The 2,102-nt window shown below is 40.1% G+C and carries 1 protein-coding gene; it reads left to right on the top strand.

All coding sequences use genetic code 11. From position 1 onward, the window contains the following. Window positions 1–170: 170 nt before the first annotated feature. The gene (locus tag MMIC_RS12345) at window positions 171–1,850 is read left to right on the top strand and encodes a methyl-accepting chemotaxis protein (RefSeq protein ID WP_072660769.1); all 1,680 of its coding nucleotides are present in this window, start codon (window positions 171–173) and stop codon (window positions 1,848–1,850) included. Window positions 1,851–2,102: the final 252 nt, after the last annotated feature.

Below are 2,102 nucleotides of genomic sequence, written 5' to 3'. Positions count from 1 at the left end.
AACCCATAAGGATCACTTTTTCATAAGTAGCCTACATATATCCTAAATAGCCCCATATTTGTTATGGGAGTAGATGTTTTCAGAGAACAAAACAATAATAGCCGCACAATAAGTATGCACTTGGCATAAAGCTTTCTTATGCACATTAAAATAAACCATTGGGGTCGCCCATGCGCAATAATCAACCTGTCACTAAAAAAGAACGAAAAATGAAGCCACATGAAATATTAGTTTCACGTACTGATTTGAAGGGTAAGATTACATATGCGAACAAAGCATTTTGTGACATTGCTGGATACACCGTAGAAGAGTTAACTGGTCAACCTCATAATCTGGTACGTCATCCAGATATGCCTGCTGCTGCATTTCAAGATTTGTGGGATACTCTTAATGAAGAACAACCTTGGACAGGTATTGTAAAAAACCGCTGTAAGAATGGTGATTATTATTGGGTAGTCGCCAATGCTTCACCTGAATATAATAGTAGTGGGCGTGTCTCAGGTTATATCTCAATACGAACAGCGCCCACTCAAGAACAAATCAATTTTGCTGAAAACTTGTATAAGGATGTAAATGCAGGCAAAGCCAATATCCCTCTAACGCTGAAAGCTAACTTTTATAGTAAGCTCAAACTAAAATCTGTAATGCTGGCAGCCGCAGCATCTACGTGTGTTACTTTGGCTACGTCAATTATGATTTATTCTGAAAGTTCAATATCTCTTCTCCCTGCAACTAATATTGCAGGCGGAATACTTTCTGTTTTATTAATAACAGTAATGGCACATAAAACATTCAAGCCACTTAAAGATATTACTGAAGGTATGCAACAAATCGTAGAAGGAAACTTCAGTAAGATGCCGATAAAGCATATGCATGATGAGTTTGGCGATATATCTGATGATATGAAGACCATGCAATCAATTCTTCAATTTGAAATCTTTGAAGGTAAAGCTATGGCGGAAGCTCGTTTACATGAACAGCAACAAGTGGAAGCTGAAAAAACACAGGCACAAATTAAGATGGCTAATGCCTTTGAAGGCAGTGTCGGTTCTCTTGTCGAAGGTTTAGCTACAGAGGCACATCAAGTAAGCGGTGCAGCAAAGGCAATGGATGAAATTGCTGATTCCCTGGCATCACAGAGTGAAAGTGCATTGAATGGCGTTTCTGATGGCGCATCACACGTAAACAGCACAGCCGCAGCTATTGAAGAAATGTCAACGTCAATTGCTGATGTATCGCGCCAACTGACAGAAACTCAAAAAGTCTCATCTCAAGCTGTTATGCAAGCTGAATCAGCCACTCAAATGATGGATAAACTAAGTCATGTTGCAGATGAAATAGGTTCTATTATAAAAACAATATCAGATATTGCAGAGCAAACTAATTTGCTAGCACTAAATGCCAGTATTGAAGCCGCTCGGGCAGGTGAGGCTGGTAGAGGATTCTCCGTGGTAGCGAGTGAGGTAAAAGATTTAGCCAATCAAACATCTCTTGCAACCAATCAAATTCGAGAACAGGTGGAAGGCATCCAAGTAGATAGCAATAAAGCCGCCGATGTAATTAATCAGATTTGCATAACCATTAACGAAATAAATACATTCACATCTTCCGTTGCTGAGGCAATGGCACAACAAAGCCTTGCAGGTAGAGAAATCTCTAATGCTGCACAAGAAGCAGATGCGAGCATGAGTAATGCAAGTGCCAATGTGGGTAAGTTAGCAAACGCAGCGATTAATGTAGATAAATCTTCAGATGAAATGATTTCTGTGACGGATTCAATGGCCTCGCGCATCGAAGAGGTTCAGGGCGGTATCCGTGAATTTGTAGCATCGCTTAAACCCAAGGGTTAATTCGAAAGTCTAAAGTCGCTATTGTCGCAGATGGTTATCGTTACTGTACTTTCAGATATGGATAGATCAGAGGTTCAGAAGGGAGCTAGCAATGTGGAGCCTGAAAACAATCCATTTGATACACAGCTATATGATGCTACCCTACATTTGTTGTCAGGAGGTTTGCTATGTTTAATAGCTGCTCATACGGCAATATTGGAATGCCCTTAGGGTATTATTGGAAGATTCCACCCTTATTGGAATATCCCAGTA

The sequence above is a fragment of the Mariprofundus micogutta genome, assembly GCF_001895085.1.
Taxonomy (GTDB): Bacteria; Pseudomonadota; Zetaproteobacteria; order Mariprofundales; family Mariprofundaceae; genus Mariprofundus; species Mariprofundus micogutta.
This window is presented reverse-complemented; position numbering and strand designations above follow the sequence as displayed.